15 protein-coding genes are annotated in these 15,166 nt (G+C 68.5%); 1 reads left to right on the forward strand and 14 read right to left on the reverse strand.

The window, feature by feature from the left end:
• Positions 1-368 precede the first annotated feature (368 nt).
• The 5 genes from FGD71_RS02680 to FGD71_RS02700 all read right to left on the reverse strand — a co-directional run bounded on the left by FGD71_RS02680 (position 369) and on the right by FGD71_RS02700 (position 4,810).
• A complete protein-coding gene (locus tag FGD71_RS02680; RefSeq protein ID WP_119098730.1) occupies positions 369-1,226 on the reverse strand; it encodes a sugar phosphate isomerase/epimerase family protein in 858 nt (285 codons plus the stop codon).
• A 102-nt stretch (positions 1,227-1,328) separates the two neighbouring features.
• Positions 1,329-2,189, reverse strand: an 861-nt coding sequence (locus FGD71_RS02685; RefSeq protein ID WP_140935807.1) for an ATP-binding cassette domain-containing protein, incomplete at its 5' end; no start/stop codon positions are given.
• A gap of 135 nt (positions 2,190-2,324) precedes the next feature.
• Complete coding sequence (locus tag FGD71_RS02690; RefSeq protein ID WP_162931001.1) at positions 2,325-3,401, reverse strand: ABC transporter permease; 1,077 nt, start codon at positions 3,399-3,401, stop codon at positions 2,325-2,327.
• A complete protein-coding gene (locus FGD71_RS02695; RefSeq protein WP_119098732.1) occupies positions 3,401-4,417 on the reverse strand; it encodes a sugar ABC transporter substrate-binding protein in 1,017 nt (338 codons plus the stop codon). Before FGD71_RS02695 ends, FGD71_RS02690 begins: the two co-directional genes overlap by 1 nt.
• Positions 4,418-4,510: 93 nt before the next feature.
• Positions 4,511-4,810, reverse strand: a complete 300-nt coding sequence (locus FGD71_RS02700; protein ID WP_119098733.1) for a hypothetical protein — start codon at positions 4,808-4,810, stop codon at positions 4,511-4,513.
• A gap of 139 nt (positions 4,811-4,949) precedes the next feature.
• Between FGD71_RS02700 and FGD71_RS02705 the strand changes: the two genes are divergently transcribed.
• Positions 4,950-5,984: a LacI family DNA-binding transcriptional regulator gene (locus FGD71_RS02705; protein WP_119098734.1), complete on the forward strand. Its 1,035-nt coding sequence runs from the start codon at positions 4,950-4,952 to the stop codon at positions 5,982-5,984.
• 112 nt (positions 5,985-6,096) lie between these two features.
• On the opposite strand, the gene FGD71_RS02710 is transcribed toward FGD71_RS02705, so the two are convergent.
• The 9 genes from FGD71_RS02710 to FGD71_RS02745 all read right to left on the reverse strand — a co-directional run bounded on the left by FGD71_RS02710 (position 6,097) and on the right by FGD71_RS02745 (position 14,405).
• Positions 6,097-6,555, reverse strand: coding sequence for an RrF2 family transcriptional regulator (locus tag FGD71_RS02710; RefSeq protein WP_119098735.1), 459 nt, complete (start codon positions 6,553-6,555; stop codon positions 6,097-6,099).
• 98 nt (positions 6,556-6,653) lie between these two features.
• The gene (locus FGD71_RS02715; RefSeq protein ID WP_119098736.1) at positions 6,654-7,553 is read right to left on the reverse strand and encodes a TauD/TfdA dioxygenase family protein; all 900 of its coding nucleotides are present in this window, start codon (positions 7,551-7,553) and stop codon (positions 6,654-6,656) included.
• Positions 7,554-7,674: 121 nt separating this feature from the next.
• On the reverse strand, positions 7,675-9,048 hold the full coding sequence (locus tag FGD71_RS02720) for an LLM class flavin-dependent oxidoreductase (RefSeq protein ID WP_119098737.1): 1,374 nt from the start codon (positions 9,046-9,048) through the stop codon (positions 7,675-7,677).
• Between the two features lie 129 nt (positions 9,049-9,177).
• A complete protein-coding gene (locus FGD71_RS02725; protein WP_119098738.1) occupies positions 9,178-10,218 on the reverse strand; it encodes an ABC transporter permease in 1,041 nt (346 codons plus the stop codon).
• On the reverse strand, positions 10,215-11,051 hold the full coding sequence (locus FGD71_RS02730; protein WP_119098739.1) for an ABC transporter ATP-binding protein: 837 nt from the start codon (positions 11,049-11,051) through the stop codon (positions 10,215-10,217). The genes FGD71_RS02725 and FGD71_RS02730 overlap by 4 nt, the downstream gene beginning before the upstream one ends.
• A 4-nt stretch (positions 11,052-11,055) precedes the next feature.
• Positions 11,056-12,156: an ABC transporter substrate-binding protein gene (locus FGD71_RS02735; RefSeq protein ID WP_420878227.1), complete on the reverse strand. Its 1,101-nt coding sequence runs from the start codon at positions 12,154-12,156 to the stop codon at positions 11,056-11,058.
• Positions 12,157-12,330: 174 nt separating this feature from the next.
• Complete coding sequence (locus FGD71_RS47875; protein WP_205571078.1) at positions 12,331-12,474, reverse strand: putative leader peptide; 144 nt, start codon at positions 12,472-12,474, stop codon at positions 12,331-12,333.
• Positions 12,475-12,591: 117 nt separating this feature from the next.
• Positions 12,592-13,821, reverse strand: coding sequence for an acyl-CoA dehydrogenase family protein (locus tag FGD71_RS02740; RefSeq protein WP_119098741.1), 1,230 nt, complete (start codon positions 13,819-13,821; stop codon positions 12,592-12,594).
• Positions 13,822-13,835: 14 nt separating this feature from the next.
• Complete coding sequence (locus FGD71_RS02745; RefSeq protein ID WP_119098742.1) at positions 13,836-14,405, reverse strand: winged helix-turn-helix domain-containing protein; 570 nt, start codon at positions 14,403-14,405, stop codon at positions 13,836-13,838.
• Positions 14,406-15,166 lie beyond the last annotated feature (761 nt).

The following is a 15,166-nucleotide window of genomic DNA, read 5'->3' on the forward strand; positions in this document are numbered from 1 at the left end:
CGGCCCATGGTCAGCACTTCGAACGGCATCACGCACGTATCCCTTCGCTCCGGAGACTCCGGGGAGTTGTCACGGGAGGACTTAAAGCGCTTTAAAGGCGCTCACAGCGAAGAACGATGCCTTCGCTCAAATGTCATGTCAATAGGTGGTTACTGCGAGATTTCGCGATCTGATGGTCGCGCCCCGGGCCGGCGAGGGTCGGCGCCGGCGGAACCGGGTCTGTGCCCGCCACTCGGGCATGATCTGCTGGTCAGTCAGGTCGGGCCCGAGTGGCGGGCTGTGCCAGGCATACCGCTCGTCTGGGCACCGTGGGACTGCCTGAGGCGCGTGCCCGGCGTGGCCGCGCGCCGGGGCGTGGCCGTCGCGCGTCAGGACCAGGTGGCCAGGTATTCGTCGATCTTCTTCCGCATGAAGACGGAGGATTCCTTGGCTCGTTCTTCCCAGGCGAAGACGCAGGACGTCAGGGTGCCGTCGAAGCCGTTCGCGCGCAGCTCGCGGAAGAGCTCGCCGAAGTCGACCTCGCCCTGTCCGATGTCAAGGTGCTGGTGGATGCGCGCCGGGGTGCCAGGCGGGTTGAGGATGTAGCGGTTGCCGGACGAGGCCGTGTGGTCGAGCGCGTCGGCCAGGTGGACGTGGGTGAGGAGGTCACCGGCGTACTTGACGATGCCGGGGGCGTCGCTGCCGATGTGGAAGGTGTGCGGGGCGCAGTACAGGAAGGTGACGTTGGGGTGGTTGATGCCCCGGATGAGATTGACCGCGTCGTAGCCGTTCTCGATGAAGTCGTCCGGGTGGGGTTCCAGGGCCAGGCGTATGCCCTCCTGTTCGAACAGCGGCAGCAGCTCGTCGAGTGACTTCCAGAACTGGGCCTCGCTGCGGTCGGGGTCCTCCGGCCGCCCGTTGAACTCGGAGATCATGCTGTCCACGCCGAGGTCGGCGGCGATCTGGATGGACCGTTTCCAGTAGCGGACGGCCGCCTGCCGGGCGTCCTCGTCCGGGCCGGACCAGCGGAACAGGGGCAGGAGGGAGGAGATGCCGACGCCCGCCGTGTCCAGTGCCTTGCGGAACTTGCGTACGGTGGCGTCGTCCACGCGCGGGTGACGGAAGAACGGGATGAAGTCCTCCCGGGGGGAGAGCTCTATCCACTCGTAGCCCAACTCCGCTACTACGGAGGGTAGTTCGAGGAGCGGGACGTTGCGGATCATGTACGGGTCGAGGGCGATCTTCACGAGGGAGTGCCTTCCGGTGTGTCAGTGGGAGGAGTCGGCTCGCACGGTGTGCACATTCGGGCGGCGCCGCACGGCTTGCGGACAGCTGATGCGTGCTCCATGTCAGGACGTCCCTTCGGACGAGGCCGGTACGGGGGCGGTGAGGTCCTCCTCTTCGGGGAGCTCTTCGACGTCGACGCCGCGGACCGTCGCCAGTTCGTGTTTGAGGGCGGCGAGTTCGGCGCCGCCGGCCATGTGGTTGGTGAGTTCCTCGAGGCCGATCTCGCTGCGGGCGGCGCTGAGTTCGAGGGTGCCCAGGCGCAGCACGCTGAAGTGGTCGCCGACCATGTAGGCGTGGTGCGGGTTGTGGGTGATGAAGATGACGCCGAGGCCGCGGTCGCGGGCGGCGGCGATGTACTTCAGCACCACGCCGGACTGCTTGACGCCGAGTGCGGCGGTGGGCTCGTCCAGGATGAGCACGCGGGCGCCGAAGTAGACGGCGCGGGCGATGGCCACGCACTGGCGCTGGCCGCCCGACAGCGTGCCGATGGGCTGCTCCAGGTCGTCGAGGATGATGCCCATGGCGCGCAGTTCCTCGTCCGCGGTCTTCTTCATCCGCTCGATGTCGAGGCGGCGCACGGGCCAGGGGCCGCGGGTCATCTCGGAGCCGAGGAAGAAGTTCCGCCAGACCGGCATCAGGGGCACGGTGGCCAGGTCCTGGTAGACGGTGGCGATGCCGCGGTCGAGGGCTTGGCGCGGGGTGGTGAACCGCACGGGCCGGCCGTCGACGAGGAACTCGCCCTCGGAGTGCTGATGCAGCCCGGAGATGATTTTGATGAGGGTGGACTTGCCGGCGCCGTTGTCGCCGAGGACGCAGGTGACCTGGCTGGGGAAGACCTGCAGGTCGACGCCGTGCAGCGCGCGGACGTTGCCGTACGACTTGCCCGCGCCGCGCAGTTCTACGATCGGCCGGCCGTCTGCGGGNCGCGCGGACGTTGCCGTACGACTTGCCCGCGCCGCGCAGTTCTACGATCGGCCGGCCGTCTGCGGGTGCGGTGTCCTTGGGCGCGGCCCCGTCGGGCTCGGGGGGCGTGGTTTTGTTGGTGGTTGTCATGGGGGTCACCTCCGGGTCGCGGTGCGCTGGACCCACAGATTGATCAGGGTGGCGCCGAGCAGCATCACGCCGAGGAAGGCCATGAACCAGTCGGGGTTCCAGCCGGCGTAGACGATGCCCTGCTGCACCATGCCGAACATGAAGGCGCCGAAGACCGGGCCGATCGCGGAGCCGGAGCCGCCGGTGAGCAGGCAGCCGCCGATGACGGCCGCGGCGATGTAGATCAGCTCCTGGCCGACGCCCTCGCCCGACTGCACGGTGCTGAAGGAGAACAGCTGGTGCATGCCGACGAACCAGGCGCCGAAGCCGACCAGCATGAACAGGGAGATCTTGGTGAAGGCCACCGGTACGCCGACCGCGCGGGCGCTGGCCTTGTTGCCGCCGACCGAGAAGATCCAGTTGCCGTACTTGGTGCGCAGCAGCACCCAGGTGGCCAGGGCCGCGAAGACCAGCCACCACACAATGGTGATCTTCACCGTGACCCCGCCGATGTCGAAGGTCGAGGCGAAGATCTTCTTGGCCTGGTCGAAGCCGTCCATGTCGCTGATGTTGTCGGTGGCGACGTTGCCGGTGATCAGCTTGGTGACCGCGAGGTTGACGCCCTGCAGGATCAGGAAGGTGCCGAGAGTGACCAGGAAGCTCGGCAGCCCCGTACGCATGATCATCCAGCCGTTGAAGGCGCCGATCGCGAGCGAGACCAACAGCGCGACGATCACACCCACCCACACGTTCATGCTCAGTTGGTAGCTGAGCATGCTCGCGGTCAAGGCCGAGGTGATCACCGCGACACCGGACGAGAGGTCGAACTCGCCGCCGATCATCAACAGTGCCACCGGCAGCGCCATGATCCCGATGGTCGACGACTGATAGAGGATGTTGGCCATCGAGCTGCCGTCGCGGACGGGCGGCGCGGTGACGAGGAAGAACACGAACACCGCGACGGCGCCGAAGAAGACGCCAACTTCGGGCCGGGCGAGCAGCCGCAGCGCCAGGGGGCGCTGCGCGGTCCGCCCGTCGGTCTTCTGGGGGCCGGGGGCCGGCGGTGAAGTCACCGCCGGCGCAGCCTGCTGGGTCATACGGATCACCGAGTACCCTTCGCGGCGAACTTGGCGATCGTGTCGACGTTGGACTTGTCGACGAAGGCCGGACCGGTCAGGACCGGGGCCTCGCCGCCGCCCATGTAGTTGCCGTTGTTCTTGTAGAGCCACAGCGCGTCCACGGCGAGGTAGCCCTGCAGGTAGGGCTGCTGGTCGACGGCGAACTCGATGTCTCCGTCCTTGATGGCGCTGGTCAGGTCCTTGTTGAGGTCGAAGGTGGCGACCTTGGCCTTGCTGCTCGCGTCGGAGATCGACTGGATGGCGGTCAGGGCGAACGGGGCGCCCAGCGTGACCACCTGGTCGATGGAGGAGTCCTGCTTGAGCTTGGCGGTGATCGTGGACTTCACGGACGGCATGTCGGTGCCGTTGACGTACAGGTTGTCCGTCTTGCCCTTGAAGGTCTTCTCCACGCCCGCGCAGCGCTGCTCCAGGCCGACATGGCCCTGGACCTGGACCACGCAGATGGCGTGCTTGGCGCCGGTCTCGTTCAGCTTCTTGCCGAAGGCCTCACCGGAGACGGACTCGTCCTGGCCGAAGAACTCCAGCAGGCCCTGGTCCTTCCACTGGTCCATGCCGGAGTTGAGGCCGACGACGGGGATGCCGGCCTTCACCGCCTTGGCGACCACGGCCTTCATGGCGTCCGGCTTGGCGAGGGTGACCGCGATGCCGTCGACCTTCTGGTCGATCGCGTTCTGCACGAGGCTGGCCTGGTTGGCGGCGCTCTCGTCGCTGGAGTAGATGAGCTTGACGTTGTCCTTGGCGGCGGCGGTCTCGGCGCCCTTGCGGATGATGTCCCAGAAGGTGTCGCCCTGCGGGGCATGGGTGACCATCGCGACCGTCATACGGGGTGTACTGGCCTTGCCCGCCGACGCTTCGGCCGCCCCCTCCTCGGCCTTCTTGCCGCCCGAACTGCTGGAACAGCCTGCGAGGGTGAGCGCGGCCGCGGCGGCCACGGCCACGACGGGGACGATTCTGCGGGAACGGGGAAGGGATGTGTTCATGCTTCGTGCACCTCGCTGTGCAACTCGGAGGGTTCAGGGGGCAATGGATCCGCGGCTGCTGGATGGGGCCGGGGGCTGTCGCGACGGCCTCGGTCAGGCTCGCGGTGCGGGAGGGGAGATCAGACTGAATCCGGTTCGGCCGGTCTCAGAAGCGGGCGGGGGCACCAGGAACGTGGTCGGTAAGACGATGCCTCGGCCGGCATCGGTATCCGTGGAGCCGTAGCCGCGGGCCGCGTCGCGCGCGAGTGCCTTGTGGGCCTCCTCGACGGCGACCAGGCACAACTCAGGGAGCCCGGTGTCCTGCACGGTCGGGACCGTTCGGCAGCCGCCCGGGTGGGCGCGGTCGGCCATGCCGACGCCGATGGCGCCGACCCCGATCGACTGCGTCCTCACTGAGGCTCCCCACTCCCGAACTGGCTTCGTTAGATCGAACAACAGGACAATTTAAAGCGCTTTAAGTTCTGGTACTATCGGCTCGTTTCGCGAGCGTGTCAAGGGTGTTGCGCGAGGAGATTGCGGTCAGGAGGCGGACGTGGGCGATATCGGTTCCGCGCGTCGCCCGAACGGCACGAACAAACGCCCTCGACTCGAGGATGTGGCCGCCCGTGTGGGTGTGTCCACCGCGTCCGTCTCCCTGGTGCTGCGCGGGGTGCCCGGTCCCAGTGAGCGCACCCGGCAGCGTGTCCTGAAAGCCGCCGCCGAGCTCGGCTACCAGGTCGACCGCACCGCCAGCCTGCTGGCCAGCAGGCGTACCCGGCTGCTCGGCGTCATGGTCGACATTCACAGCCCCTTCCACGCCGAACTGGTCGAGCACCTGCACACGGCCGCCGAGGAGGTCGGCTACGACCTCGTCCTGAGCACCCTGACGAGCACCCGCGACGAGCACACCGCCGTGGAGACGCTGCTGGCCTTCCGCAGCGAGGCCCTGATCCTGCTCGGCCCGACGCTCCCCGCCGACACGCTCGCCGCCCTCGACCGCAAGGCCCCGGTCATAGCCGTCGGCCGCCGGATCGCCGACGCGGGGCTGGACGTCGTCCGCACCGCTGACGACGAGGGAGTCGGCCGGATCGTCGACCATCTGGTGGGTCGCGGCCACCGCGCGATCACCTACGTCGGCGGCGGCAAGGGCGTCATCGCCACCGACCGGCGCCGCGGCTACCACACCGCCATGCGCCGCCACGGCCTGGGCGCGCACATCAGGGTCCTGCGCGGCGACCACACCGAAGCGGCCGGCGAACGGGCCGCCCGCCAGCTCCTCGACGGTGCCGGCCCGCCCACCGCCGTGGTCGCCTTCAACGACCAGTGCGCCATAGGCGTCCTGACGGCTCTCTCCCGCGCCGGTGTCGCCGTCCCGGGCGAGGTGTCCGTCGTCGGCTACGACGACGACACCCTCTCCCGGCTCAGCTGCTTCAACCTGACCACCGTGAGCCAGAACGCGCGGGAACAGGCCCGGCACGCGGTGGCCGCCGCCGTGGAACGCCTGGATGAGGGCCGCACCGAACCCCGCGAGGTCGTGCTCACCCCGCACCTTGTCATCCGCGGCACCATGGCAGAGCCCGCGGCCTGACCCGCTTCCCGCTCTGGCGGGCGGGGAGCGGGTCAGTCGAGGGAGTCGTCCGTACGGCGAACGCCGTGCTCTCGCTCGCTCCGCGAGATCACGGCGAAAATCGCCCGGCGGGTCAGGGGTTGGCCCAGGCGCCGGGGGCGTCGGTCAGGGCGGATATGTCGGGGGGAAGTCCGGTCGATGCGATGTCGGCGAGCGACACGCCCTCGAGGATCGCGCGCACGTTGGACCGCAGGGCGATCCACAAGGGGAGCAACGACTCGGCAGGGCCCGAGTAGGAAAGGTCCGGGGGGCGGACCCCGCGCACCGAGACCAGCGGCCCGTCCACGACGCGTATGACGTCGGCGATGCTGATGGACTCGGCCGGCTTGGCCAGCCGATAGCCCCCGTTGCCGCCGCGCTGGCTGAGTACGAGGCCGCCCCTGCGCATATCGTTCAGGATGCTTTCAAGAAATTTGTGCGGGATGTCCTGGGCGTCGGCGATGGCCTCGGCCTTCAGTGGCCCGTCGTCCCGTGACGCGGCGAGTTGCAGCGCGGCACGTACCGCGTAGTCCGCCCTGGCTGAGATCCGCATGTGTGCATTATTCCGTACGGCTCCGGTCGGATTCCGCTGCGGGCGGGCCACCGGGCAGGCAGGTGCAGGTGTGCGCTGCCCGGCGGCAGGGGGGGGGCTCAGGCCGCGGCGGGTGTGTAGTGGGAGGCGTCGTCGCCCTCGACGACATGGCTGAGTGTGCCGTCGACACCGGCGGGGACGTCGCCCGCGACGGTCACCCGGTGCAGCAGTCGCGGCAGGTCGCCGTAGTCGTCGGGTGCGTAGTGCTGGGTGATGCGGTTGTCGAACAGGACGAGGTCGCCCGGCGTCCAGACCACCCGGGCGATGTTCTCCGGGCGGGTGACGTAGGACTGGAAGATGCGCAGCAGGTCGCGGGAGTCGGAGGTGCCGAGACCGACGATGCTCTGGGCGAAGCCGCCGATGAACAGCCCGCGCTCCCCGGTCTCGGGGTGGACGCGGACGACCGGGTGGGCGGTGCGGTACTTGCGGGAGACGAACCGCCTGCGGTGTTCGGCCGCCTTCTCGTTCTTCGGGGCGGCGTAGTCGTAGTCGTTGGTGTGCACCGCCCACAGTTTGTCCGCCAGCTCGCGCAGCGGCTCGGGCAGATCCCGGTACGCGGCGGCCGAGTTGGCGATGAGGGTGTTGCCGCCGTAGGGCGGGACCACGATGCTGCGCAGCGTGGACGCCTTCGGGGGCGTACGGACGAAGGTGACATCGGTGTGCCACTGGTTGGCGCGGATGCCCTCGTCGCCGTCGACGGGCAGGATGTTGGGCCGGCCGTCGACGGAGGGGACCGTCGGGTGGGCGGTGGTGAGCTCGCCGAACAGGGAGGCGAAGCGGAGCTGGCCCGCGTCGTCGAGCTGCTGGTTGCGGAAGACGAGCGCCTTGTGTTCCAGGAGTGCGGAGTCGATCTCGGTGACGAGAGCGGGGGCGAGGTCGCCGGAGAGGTCCACGCCGAGGATCTCGGCGCCGATACGGCCGCCGATCCTGCGGACGTCGAAGCCGGTGCTGGTGGTCATGTGCGGGTGTCCTTTCAGGAGGTGGTCAGTTGGGAGGTGGTCGTGGAGGCAGCGGGCGCGGCCCATGTGGTCACGGGGCCGCCACCGACGATCAGGACGTCCGTGGTGAGTACCGGCCCGGTCATGCGGGCACCCCCTCTTCCGCGGCAGCCCCGGCTTCCGCAGCCGCCGCGGCCAGCCGGTTGGCGGGGCGGGTCAGGCCGTAGTTCTCGCGCAGGGTGCGGCCGGTGTACTCGGTACGAAACAGGCCGCGCTGTTGCAGGATCGGCACGACGTGGTCGACGAAGTCCTCAAGTCCGCCCGGCAGATGGGGCGGCATGATGTTGAAGCCGTCGGCGGCGCCCTCGGTGAACCACTCCTCGATCTCGTCCGCTATCTGCTCCGGGGTGCCGGCGAAGACGCGGTGGCCGCGTCCGCCGCCGAGACGGGCGATCAGCTCGCGCAGGGTGAGGCCGTCGCGGCGGGCGAGTTCGGCGACGAGCGTGAAGCGGCTCTTGTTGCCGTTGATGTCCCGCTCCTCGGGGAGTTCGGGCAACGGCCCGTCCAGCGGCAGCCCGGTCAGATCGGTGCCCAGCATCCCGGACAGCTGAGCCAGTCCGTACTCGGGCACCTGAAGGTTCGTCAACTCCTCCTCCAGTGCCCGGGCTTCGGCCTCGGTCGAGCCGATGACGGGGGCGATGCCGGGGAGCACCAGCAGTTGGTCCTCGGTACGGCCGTGGCGGGCCAGCCGGGACTTGAGGTCCTTGTAGAACGCCTGGCCGTCGGCGAGGGTCTGCTGGGCGGTGAAGACGGCCTCGGCCCACTGGGCGGCGAACTCCTTGCCGTCCTCCGACGAACCGGCCTGCACCAGCAGCGGGTATCCCTGGGGTGCGCGCGGAACGTTCAGCGGGCCCTGCACCCCGAAGTACTCCCCGTGGTGGTTGATCTCCCGCACCTTGTCGGTGTCGGCGTAGATGCCGCGTTCACGGTCGAGCAGGATCGCGTCGTCCTCCCAGCTGTCCCACAACTTGGTGGCGACATCGAGGAACTCCCGCGCCCGCTCGTAGCGCAGGCCGTGCTCCAGATGCTCGTCCTGCCCGAAGTTGCGGGCCTCGTTGACGCTGCCGGAGGTGACGATGTTCCAGCCGGCCCGGCCGCCGCTGATGTGGTCCAGGGAGGCGAACTTGCGGGCGGTGTGGAAGGGCTCGTTGAAGGTGGTGGAGACGGTGGCGATCAGGCCGACGTGCTCGGTGACCGCTGCCAGGGCGGACAGCAGGGTGAGCGGTTCGAAGCCGCCGAGGGCGTTGTGCCGGACCTTCCCCCACAGGGCGAGGCCGTCGGCGAGGAACACCGAGTCGAGCAGGCCGCGCTCGGCGGTCAGCGCGAGCTGCTGGAAGTAGCGCACGTCGGTGGCACGTTCGGGCTGGGTGCGCGGATGTCGCCAGGCGGCGTCATGGTGGCCGGCGTTCATCAGGAAGGCGTTGAGATGCAGCTGTCGGAATCTGGGGACGGCCATGAGGTTCCTCGGATCGGGGGTGGCAAGACGATCGGGGCAGTGACACGGGCTGGGGGGAGAAAGACGGAGGGGAGACTGATGCCGGGGCGACAGACGACGGGGAGCCGGCGGGGCGAGAGGACGGCCGGGTCAGCCGCCGACGGGCACGCGCCAGGAGCTGAGTCGCCGCTCCACGGCCACCAGGAACTGGTTGAAGGTGACGCCGATGGCGGAGATCGTGATGATGCCCGCGTACATCTGCGGGATCGCGAAGTTGAACTGCGAGGCGTTGATCAGATAGCCGAGTCCCGCCTTGGCGCCGATCATCTCGGCGGCGACCAGCACCAGAATGGACACCGCTCCGGCCAGCCGGATGCCGGTGAACATCACCGGCACCGCGGAGGGCAGGATGACCTTCTGGAACAGCCGGGGTGCGGACAGATCCATCGACTTCGCCAGCTTCAGCAGCGTGGGATCGACGTTGCGGACCGCGCTGATGGTGTTGAGCAGGATCGGCCAGGTGCACGCGTACACCACGATGGAGATCTTCGAGGTCTCGCCGATGCCCAGCAGCAGCACGAACACCGGCAGCAGGGCCAGTGCCGCGGTGTTGCGGAACACCTCCAGCAGCGGGCCGAGGAGGTCGGCGACCGGCCGGTACCAGCCGATCAGCAGGCCGAGCGGCACGGCGACGGCCACGGCCAGACCGAATCCGCTGAACGAACGCGCCAGGCTGGCACGTGCGTTGTCGGCGAGCTGACCGTCGGTGGCCAGCCCCCACCAGGCGTCGGCGACCTCACTGAACGGCGGCAGGAAGGTCCGGTCGACCAGACCGAGCCGCGGCGCGGTCTCCCACAGGAGCAGCAGAGCCACGATCGCGGCGGACTTGGTCGCCCCCTTCACCAGCAGGTACGGCAGCCGGCGGACCGTCCAGAGAGCCGCCCGACGGACCCGGGCCGTCGAGGAGGGGGCTCGGCGCCGGTACGGCGGTGAGGCCTCGGCGGGCGGGGACGCCGTGGATGCGGCGGACGTGACCGACTTGGCGAGGGAAGGGGCCCGGACGGCTTCGGCGCTGCTCGCGGCGCCCGGCACCGTGGTCTCCTCGACCGTCTCGACCGTCTCGGTGCCCTCGGCCGTCTGGGCTGTCTCGGACTTCTCGGTCTTGGTGGTCGTGCCCGTTGTGGGGCTCATACGGAAGCCTCCTCCTTCTCCAGCTGCTGGGCCCTGGCCACCTCGTCGTGCAGCAGCGACCAGATCTCGTGACGGTGGCGCGCGAACTCGGGACTGGAGCGGAGGTCGTCCGTCGTCGTACGGGAGTCGAAGGCGATCGGCACGATCTGCTTGATGCGGCCCGGCCTGGATGTCATGACGGCGACGCGCTGTCCCAGGTAGACGGCCTCGTCGATGCCGTGCGTGATGAAGACGACTGTCTTGCCGGTGCGTTGCCAGATGCGCAGCAGCTCGTCCTGCAGTGACTCCCGGGTCTGGGCGTCCAGCGCGGCGAACGGCTCGTCCAGCAGCAGGACATCGGGGTCGTAGGCGAGGCTGCGGGCGATCGCCACCCGCTGCTTCATCCCGCCCGACAGCTCATGCGGATGGCGGTTCTCGAACCCGGTCAGGCCGACCAGCTCCAGGAACTCCCTGGCCCGTGCGGCACGTTGGCGCCGTGGGACGCCGGTGGCCTCCAGGCCGAACTCGACGTTGCCCAGCGCTGTGCGCCACGGCAGCAGCGCGTACTGCTGGAAGACGATGCCGCGGTCCAGCCCTGGGCCGGTGACGGGTTCGCCGTCCAGCAGGATCCGTCCGCCGGTGGGCCGGGTGAGGCCGCCGAGCAGATCCAGCAGGGTCGACTTTCCGCAGCCACTGGGACCGACCAGGACGACGAACTCGCCTGCCGCTATGTCCAGGTCGATGCCGTCGAGGGCGGTGAACCGGGTCGCGTGCCGGGCCCCCGCACGGTCCTTGACGGTGAATTCCTTCCGTACATTCTCGAACGCGATCTTGGGTGTGGTGGATTCCGGCATGGGATCAGCTCCCGCTCTTCGAGGCGGAGGGGGACTTCTTGTTGCCGTTGAACTCATTGGTGTAGAGGTCCGACAGCTTGACCTGGTCCTTCTTGATGTCGCCGCGCTCGACCAACCAGTCGATCCACAACTGGAGTTCCTTGCCGGTGATCCGGCCCGACCTCTCGGCGACGCCGAAGGACCGCCAGTACTTCAGCGGTGCGGTGTCCTCGTTGCGGCCGCGCTTCTTCACGATCTCCGTCATCCGGGCGACCACCTCTTCGCGCGGAGTGGAACGGGACCAGTCGATGGCCCGCCCGACGGCGGTGGTGAACACCCGGGCCGTGTCGGGGTTCTGCTCCAGAAAGCGGTCCGTCATCACGTAGGTGCCGGCGCTGAACGCGCCCAGCAGTTCGTAGTCCGTGAACAGCGCGCGAATGCCACCGGTTTCCAGGGCCTTGTCGCGCAGGATGCCGCCGAGTACGGCCACATCGATCTGTTTCTGACGCAGCGACTGCTCGGTATTGACCGGGGGCACCACGAGTGGCTCGGCCTTGCCGATCTGCGCCTGGGACAGACCACCTCGCTGGAGGTAGATGTCGAGCATGGCCTCGGAGTGGGCTCCGAGGGTGTTCATGCCGATCTTCTTGCCGATCAGGTCCTCGGGCGAACGGACCGGGCTGCCCTCGAGGACGTAGAAGCCGTTGTACGCGTACTTGTCGGCGCCGTAGTAGCTGATGACGGCCTTGATGGGGGCGTTGTTCGCGGCCAGTTTGACGACCGCGCCGTTGAAGGCGCCGCCGAAGTCGGTCTGGCCCGTTGCCGCGGACTGGATGTCCTGCGGCCCGCTGATCGTGTTGCCGACCCACTCCAGCTTCACGTCCTCCAGATAGCCGAGATCCTCGGCCAGCTCAGGCAGGGTGACCTGGCCCGCCCAGCCCTGGTACCGGAGCGTCTTGGTCTGGCTCTTGCCTGCCGTGGCTCCGGCGGACGTGCCGCAGCTCACGGCCACCGCCGAAAGACCGAGCAGAGAGAGGAATTGGCGTCGGGTCGATGCGGTCGTGGCCATGGAGAAGTCCTGTTCGAGATCGGTGGAGCGGCTGGAGTTCTTTCTGCGGATGCGCATCGCGAGAAATGACGTCAAGGCGGTTCCGGGAATGGGGAAACCTCAGCCGGAAATGGTGCGCCCGTGCTTGGAAGAAGGCAGGGCAGACGCCGAACGGCGGAAAAGGAACCTCAGTTGCGGGTGTCTTTGAGGAATCCGTCAATGGGAGAGCACGAGAGCGTGCCCGTCGGCGGGTTAGCGGCCGACGGCACAGATGGCGCTGGCCTGGCGTCGCAGATCGACGTGCAGACGCGCGGCGAGGTTCTCGGAGTTGCTCACATAAGAAGAGTCGCAGTGAAATCCGGTCACGTCAATGTCTCGTTCGGCTCTGTCTCGCATGCTGAATTCCCTGACATACGCGTGAAGTACGGCGTTCACAATCGCCCGGACGAGAAGCGCTGGAGTCCCAGGAGTCAAGCAAGCAGGATCAGGCAAGCAGGATCAAGTAAGCCAGGATCAGGCAGGCAGGATGAAAGGGGGATGCGCACCATTGAGGAAATAGTCCCCGACATCGCGAAGTCGGTGGGCGACGGGCTCGTACAAGGTGTGGGTGCGGGCATTGCGCCAGAAACGGTCGAAGCCCAGCCGCGAGGACGCCGAGCGGGCTCCTATGACATCCAGGGCCCGGGCGGTGGACTCCTGCACGGCTGTGGAGGCTGCGGCTTCGGCCACCGCCACGAGGACCGAGATCTCCGCGTACTCGTCGTAGGTGAGGTCTTTTCCGCGGTCCAGCCCGCTCTGCAAGGCTTCCAGCGCCTGATCGGTGAGGGCGGACGCGGAGCGGGTGAGGACGGTGAGTTCCCCGTAGGCGGTCAGCACATGCGGGTCCTGGGGAGAGCCGACCAGCCAGGCCGGCTGACCGGGGGAGTGGCCAGCCCTGCTGTACTCACGGGCTTCGGCGAGCACCCCCTCGGCCATGCCGAGACAGAGCTGGACGGAGATGAGCCGCCCGACCGGCGATGCCAGAGCGGCCAAGGGCGACAGGACGTCCTCGTCCGCGGACAGGGAGCAGAGTACGTCGTCGGTACCGATCGGCACGGCGTCGAACTCCACGCTCCCGCCGGCCGCGAGCCGTTGGCCGAAGGGGTCGGTGTCGCCGTCGACCTGCACGCCGCGACGGGAGGGTTCGACGACGACGGCGAAGGGTTCACCGGTGTCGGCCCGCAGGGCCCGCACGGCGAGGCGGTCGGCGACCAGGACCCCGGTGACGTAGCTCTGCCGGCCGTCCAGCATCAAGCCGTCGGCGGTGTCGGCCAGCGTCAGGGGAGGTTCCTGGCGGGCGAAACCGCCACCCCAGCACCACTGTTCCGCCGTGGACTGCCGCTCGATCCGCTCGGCGAGGTCCGGCTCGGTGAAGAACCGGGCCGTCCACGACAGGAAGTAGTGACAGCCGAGCAGTTGACCGATCGCGCCGTCGGCCGCGGCGATCTCCCGCACGACGGCGTAGGCCGTGCGCCAGTCCGCGCCTCCGCCGCCGAGCTCGGCCGGTGTCAGCAGCGTCAGCAGTCCGGCCTCACGCAGCCGGGACACCTCGTCGAACGGGGCCTTGCCCGCCTGGTCCCGGGCCACCGCGTCCGTGGCCAGGTCCTCCGCAGTCTCACGGGCCACGCGCAGCCAGTGTGCGCGGCCGGGCCCGGTCCGGTCGGAAGGTGAGACGGGGCGGGACGGCACAGGGGCGACACCCATGGAAACTGGTCTCCTCAAGACCGGCCGCAGGGTGCGGCGTCGGGGCTCTCCTGCTGGTCGGGCACGTACTTGTAGCCCACGCGCCGTACCGTGACGATCCGGTGCCGGTGAGCCTTGCCCAGCTTGCGGCGCAGGCGCGCGATGTGGACATCTACGGTGCGGCCGTCGCCGACATGGTCGTAGCCCCATACGCCGGCCACCAACTGCTCGCGCGAGTGCACACGGTCGGGGTCCAGAACGAGATGGGCCAGCAGCTGGAACTCCAGGTAGGTGAGGTCCAGTCTGCGCCCCTCGACCTCGGCGACATGGCGCGCGGAGTCGATGCGAACGACGTCATCTTCCGTCCGGCGCACAGGAAATGTCTCCGTGTAAGTAACCGGTCGGATCTCCGGCCGCGCCCCGTCCTTGGTGAAGAGATCGGCGGGGTCGGTGCCTTCGGGGACGAGTACGAGGTAGCCGAGGAGGGGCGGTGAACCGTGTTCCCCGGCGCCGCCCCGTGGGGTGTCGCCCACCAGGCGCAGATGGCGCATGTCGGTGAGCGGCGAGCCGAGTGGAGTGGCCTGGGCCGGAAGTGCCGTGGTCATGGCGGTCGTCCTTCAGAAGCGTGCGGGGTCATCAGACGTGCTGGGTGAGCTCGGCCTGATCACCGGGGGAGGGGGCGGAACGGCACGCGCGGCGTGTGGGGCTCGTGCCTTACACGCGACAGCAGGCGGCGCTGACGACGTGACCAAAGTCGACATGCCGACGACGAACGAGTCGTTGCTGCGTGGGGGACATGTCCATCATCCTGCGCATCCCGCCGGGCACCCGTCAACACTTTCCCAGTAAATCGATAGGAAATGCAGGAATCACCGGCGCCAGGAACGGCTCCATGCCGGTCCGGCATGCGGGTCGTGGTTGACGAGAAGCGAGATGTACTGCTCAATTGGTCGCATGAACGCTGAGCGGCACCTGGTCACCCGTGACCACATCGACTTCGGTCGGGTGTGGTCCGCCGCCTGTTGCGCCTGACTCGGCAGCGGGCTGCCCGGCGGCCCTTCCCTCCCTCGGTGTCCCCGTCGCGGGCCGAGCTCTTCCTTCGTAGCACCGTCGTACGCACGCGCTGACACGCGCTGACACATGCTGGTTGCGCTGACATGCGTTGACCTGCGCCGACATGTGGTGAACACGTGCTGAATCCGCGTAGGAACGGTCCTGCGACCGGACGCGCGCTGCCGTCGCCGCCCGACCTCGCCTGAGGCCCCTGCCTCGGCGACATCACTCCTGCTCACCCTGCTCACCCTGCTCATCCCGTTCACCCCTTTTCCCGTCACCCTGAAGCGCCGTCATACCCCGGTGCACGGAG

Source organism: Streptomyces sporangiiformans, assembly GCF_005768555.2.
Lineage (GTDB): Bacteria > Actinomycetota > Actinomycetes > Streptomycetales > Streptomycetaceae > Streptomyces > Streptomyces sporangiiformans.